This is a genomic window from Actinoplanes sp. NPDC049802, from assembly GCF_040656595.1.
Lineage (GTDB): Bacteria > Actinomycetota > Actinomycetes > Mycobacteriales > Micromonosporaceae > Actinoplanes.
The window spans coordinates 1-5,130 of record NZ_JBFAMR010000155.1; the positions used below are offsets into that span (position 1 = coordinate 1).

Below are 5,130 nucleotides of genomic sequence, written 5' to 3' on the forward strand. Positions count from 1 at the left end.
CTGTCCTGTCTCAGCGAAGTTGCCCCGATGCCCCATCGGGGAGCTGGACTGGAGCAGGTTGATTGAGACGGCCAGTGTGACGGTGTCTCAGCGAAGCTGCCCCGCAGTCGCGTTCACTTCGGCCTGTCTCAGCGCAGGTGCTCCGGACAGCGATTCTCCGTCAGCGGGGATCGGGCTGAGGGTTGGTTTTGATCGAGGGCGGGACTGGCGGCGTTCTCGGGAGACGTAGTCGCGGACGGTGCCGTAGGAGACGGCGGCGTTGTGCTCGTCGACGAGCCGTTCCCAGATGGTCGCGACGGTGATGCCTGGATCGGTGGTGATCATGTCGTCGATGTGGTGGCGGAGGTCCTCCAGGATGGGATTTCGCCGGGACTTCTTTGTTTTGGGTAACTTTGCCGGGCCGTCGGCGAGGGCCTGGGCGACGGCGGCGGGATCGGTCGAGAACTGTGCGGCGAGCCTGCTGATCAGGTCCTGCCCGTCGGCAGCGTCACGGATCTTGTCGAAGAGGGCTGCTCTGCTGAGGAGGTGACGGGCGGAGCCTGCGTCGGTGGGATCTGCTCGGACGCGGTTGATGTAGTCGCGGACCGTTCCGTAGCCGGCTGTGGTATGTCGTTCTTGGATGAGTTTCTTCCAGATCGACCAGATGCTGGCGTCGGGGTGCTCGGCGATGAGTTGGTCGAGGTAGTCGGCGACGTCATCCAGGATGGGGTTGCGGTGAGGGCGTTGGTGGCTGAAACGGGCTGCTGATCGCTCAGTAGCGGGAACTTGGCTGGTCAGCGCTTTGATTATGGTGGGGCGTGGGAGACCGAAGTGTTTGCTCAGGCGCTGAACGTCGGCGTCGATCCCAGCGGCTCGGCGTATGGCGGTAGGTAGGTCGACGTCCTTCCTGCGTCGTGGCTGCGGCGTTCTGGTCGGGGCGGGTTGGAGCCCTGGCATGACCCGCATGAGTTCGGCTTCGGTGCGGTCGGTGACGGCGGCCAGGCGCCAGAGTTGGATGGCGCCGAGCGGTCCGGGTGGGTCGGTGAGGTAGCTGCGTAGATAGCTGGGGCGCAGGTGGTTCGCGATGGCCAGCCGTCGGACGAACGACTCCGGTGTTTCGCCGGGTCGTAAGGGGACTTGGATGGGCAGTCGGCGCGGCCGGTCGATGGCGATGCCTTTGCTGCTCATCAGGCGGATCGGCTTCCGGTCCGGGCGTTCTCTGCGGCGACGTCGATCTCGATGTCGTCGAGGTCGGCGCGGGTGATGTGTTCGCTGCCCTCGATGACGGCCTGGATGGCGGCGCTGCGGATGAGTCGTAGCAGGCTTCCGATCATGCCGTTGGTGCGTTGGTGCAGGTAGCCGTCGAGGCCGGTCAGGGTGCCCGGGGTGTGGGCGTGCAGTCGCAGGCTGTCTTCCAGGGTGGCGATCAGGGCCGTCCATTCGTGGCCACGGGCGAATGCCCCGGTGCGGATCATGCTGAACCTGCCGGCGATCTGTTGCCCTCGGGTGCCGGAGAGCAGGCCCTCGCGTTCGACGTTGAGGCCGGCGTAGACGAACGTCGCGGGGATGCGTTCGGAGAAGTACTTGAGGGTGTCGGAGGTCTCCGCGCCGTGGCGGGTGGTCAGGCTGATGTTGTGGATTTCGTCGACGCAGATCAGCCCGGTGCGGGCGTCCAGGCAGACGCCGCAGACCGCCTCGATGATGTCGGTGATGTTGGCGCGGGAGGGAACGGGCAGGCCGAGGAACCGGGCCAGCTCGACGGCCATCATCCGTGGCGTGGCCGCCGGAGGGGTCGTGATGTAGAGCACCGGAATGTCGTCCGGTGACTCGGGATGGCGTCGCCGGTGAATGACCTCCATGGTCTTGCCGAGCTGGGCGAGGCTGGTGGTCTTTCCAGTGCGGGCGACACCGGACACGATCAGGCCGCAGCGCCCGGAGACGGCATACCGGTTCAGGTAGGACAGCCGCCGTCCTTCGGTGATCACCTTTCGGATGGTGGGTGTGGCGACGACCAGTAGTCGGGCGTGATGGGCCAGCCTTGCCTCGTCGTAGGTGAATCGCTGGTCGTCGTCGAGCCGGTTCCAGGACTGCCGATCGAGCAGTTCGGGAACCATGGGGACGCTGTCGACGTAGCGTCGCCAGCCCTCGATCGTGGTCAGTTGCCAGTGCTGATCGTCGTCGGGCAGACCGGCATACGAGTCCGTGGCGCCGGCCGGTGCGGTCACCATCGTTTGCGTGCCTCTTGATAGGGGTCGAAGATTCCCAGCGGGATCACCTTCGCGACCTGGCCGTCGTTCTGGTCCTCGCCGGGTTCGTCGGCAGCCGGCTGGTCGGGTGCGACCTCTTCGGCGGAATCGGGCCGGGGCGTGGTGGTTGCCCGGGTGCGGGCGGCGACCCGCCGGTCACGTTTGGAGGTTCGCGGGCCGCTGCCGGGTTGTGGTCCCCGGCTGGCGCGACGCAGCAGATCCTGGACCGCGGCGGCGATCTCTTCCTCGGTCGCTTTGGGCATCTGGGCGCGGACGTGGTCCCAGGCCAGTTCGCCGAACGGGACGCCGTCGCGGCGCAGGTGCTTCCAGAACAGGGTGATCCACCCGGTTTCCGGTTCCCAGTGGTTGCGCAGCCAGACTCGGGACACGTCGTAGGGGTCGTAGTGGACCTCCCACAGGTTCTTGCGGGCGGTGATCCCGGACGGCTGGCGGCGCAGCGGGTTGAGGGCCTCGGCGTCGTAGGTGCGGTGCTTGAGCTTGACGCCGTAGGCGTTGACCGCTTTCCAGCAGGCCGGCAACAGCTCGAGGTAATCGTCGGCCGACAAGGCGACCGGCACGTATCCGGCCGATTCGACGAGCGTGGCGTACTTCTCGTTCGGGGTGAACATCCGCCCCGGTGCGGCCGGATCCCGCAGCCCGTCGTGCGGCCGGTTCTGCCAGGCCGCGACCAGCCACTCGTCCAACAGTTCCTGCAGCTCCAGCATCGACCACAGCGGCTGGGTTTCGACCTTGCGGCCCCGCCGTTCGGTGTTCGAGCCGGTGTAGCCGGACACGAACTGGGCGAACAGGGTTCCGACGGCCGACATCATCTTCTCGATGTGCGGCTTCTCCGCCGGTGAGCCGGGATGGGTGGGCTGGAAGTTGATGCCCAGCGCCGCGCAGGAGGCCCGGAAGTTGCGGGAGATGAACACGTTGCCCTGGTCGACCACGATCGTCGCCGGCACGATCACCGGCCGTGCGGCGGCGTGTTCCAGCCGCTCGTCGATGGCCAGCAGTCTGCGGTGTGGCAGCACCGACCGCGACATCCTCACCGCGTCCGCCCAGCCCGGGCGCATCGGCTCCGGCGTCAACGCCCGGGCCAGCAGCACGCTGGCGTCCACCGACTTGGTCGTCGGGCGCAGCGCCGCCGCAGGAACCGTCCGGGTGGCGACGTCGATCATGCCGGTCAGCTCGACCCGGCCCGGTGTGCCGTCGTCCAGCAGCACCAGGACGTCCAGTGGGGTGGAGTCGATCTGCACCAGCTCACCGGGCGCCGCGGCGCTCACCGTGTTGAACGGCCCGTCCGGGCTACTGTCCTGCGACCGGCGGGTGCGCGCCGAACCCGTGGTGTGCCGCCCGGCGGTCAGCTTGCCCAACAACCGGTAGAGCGTCGCCCGCGACGGCATCACGATCTGGTCGGCGTCGGGCCGCTCGGCCAGGATCTGGCCGGTGCGCCAGACCAGGAAGCTGGCCGTGCGTGTAGAGGCATCGGTGGCCTCGGCGATCACCGCCTGCATCACCTCAACCACCCGCGCATCAGCCCGGCCGAACCGTGACGGCTGGCGCAGCGGACGCTGATCCACCAATGCGGCCAGCCCGCCCGTCTCGTAACGCTGCCGCTGCCGCTTGACCTTGCTGACATTCACGGCATGACCGGCCTCGGCCAACTCGGCGGCCTTCGCCCGCTCCCGCTGCGTCAGCGTCGTGACCGCCGGGTCGTAGCCGGCCCGCGGACGTGACCCGACCGGCGCGTCCGGCACCATCCCGTGGATCACCTCCTGCAGATGCCGCTCCCACCACAACGCTTCGTCGACCACCGGTTGCGGCAACTGGCTGACGATCGCCGTCGACGACAACGCCGGAGCCCGGGACCGTTCACCCACGACCTCGAAATCCGGCCGGGACTGCAGCTCGGCCAGCCGAATCGCCGTCACCTGGGCCTGCTCGTCAGCCACCAGCAGCAGCGTCCCGGATACCCCGACAACCGTATGCACGACCTTGTCGAAGCGCACCCGGTCGCCCGGCCGCAGCACTCCCGGCCGCCGCGCCTTCACGACCGCTCCCAGCCGCTGTGCCGGACCAGCGTCGAAGGGCCCAGCAACGCCGACCGCAGGTCAACGACCAGCACCTGACACCACAGCAGGTGATAGAGCACCGGCAAGACCAGCAGCCGGTCGCCGACCTGTTCCGCTCCGGCGAACAACGGAGTCGGCTGCGCGAACACCTCCAGCAACCGGCCGACCAGATCCTCCCGACGCCCGCACCGTGGATGCCGATACCGCGACAACCAGCGCACATTCGCGGCGAACACACCATCCAACGTCCCCACCCGCCGAAACCGCCAGCCCACCACCTCGCACGCGGCTGCGGTCACAGCGAACGCCTCTGCGTCGACCGGCTCGATCCGATCGTCGGCGCGCACGTCCATCACCATGCCGACACCGTCAGCACAGCGAACGAAGTAGTCCGGTAGGTGCCGCCGGACCCGGTCCCCGGCCGGCCAGCGCAGCCAGAACGGCTGCGACGCGAACGCCGTCACCCGAGGATCGAAATCCAGCAGCATCACATGATCGCGTTCCAGCCACGACTCGAACCCGACGTGACGGCCCATCGTGGACGACCACCACCAACCCGGGAAGTTGCGTTGCCCCCGGTACGTCGGAAACGACCTCGCCGGAGCCACGTCCTCGAACCGCACCCCCAAGCACTGAGTCAACAGCCGGCGCTCGACGACGCCGTCACCGGCTGCGTACTCCACCTCGACACCGATCTCGTTCCAACCGGCAACCACAACGTCACTGCTCACCAGCCCCTCCCCACAACAGGCCGGGGCAACCGTAGTGAGACAAACCGCCGGGTCGGAGCAACTTCATTGCGACACGCGCAAGTTCACTGAGACGGGACA

General features: G+C 67.8%; 4 protein-coding genes. All 4 read right to left on the reverse strand.

Annotated elements, in window-relative coordinates:
• Window positions 1–87: 87 nt before the first annotated feature.
• From AB0I88_RS40875 to AB0I88_RS40890, 4 genes are read right to left on the reverse strand one after another with little or no spacing between them, the layout of a single operon-like run.
• Window positions 88–1,167 (reverse strand): hypothetical protein, encoded by a 1,080-nt coding sequence (locus tag AB0I88_RS40875; RefSeq protein WP_361037618.1) that lies wholly within the window; start codon window positions 1,165–1,167, stop codon window positions 88–90.
• Window positions 1,167–2,207, reverse strand: a complete 1,041-nt coding sequence (locus AB0I88_RS40880) for a TniB family NTP-binding protein (RefSeq protein WP_361037620.1) — start codon at window positions 2,205–2,207, stop codon at window positions 1,167–1,169. Before AB0I88_RS40880 ends, AB0I88_RS40875 begins: the two co-directional genes overlap by 1 nt.
• A complete protein-coding gene (locus AB0I88_RS40885; RefSeq protein WP_361037622.1) occupies window positions 2,201–4,279 on the reverse strand; it encodes an integrase in 2,079 nt (692 codons plus the stop codon). Before AB0I88_RS40885 ends, AB0I88_RS40880 begins: the two co-directional genes overlap by 7 nt.
• Window positions 4,276–5,031 (reverse strand): TnsA-like heteromeric transposase endonuclease subunit, encoded by a 756-nt coding sequence (locus AB0I88_RS40890; protein ID WP_361037624.1) that lies wholly within the window; start codon window positions 5,029–5,031, stop codon window positions 4,276–4,278. Before AB0I88_RS40890 ends, AB0I88_RS40885 begins: the two co-directional genes overlap by 4 nt.
• Between the last annotated feature and the right edge of the window lie 99 nt (window positions 5,032–5,130).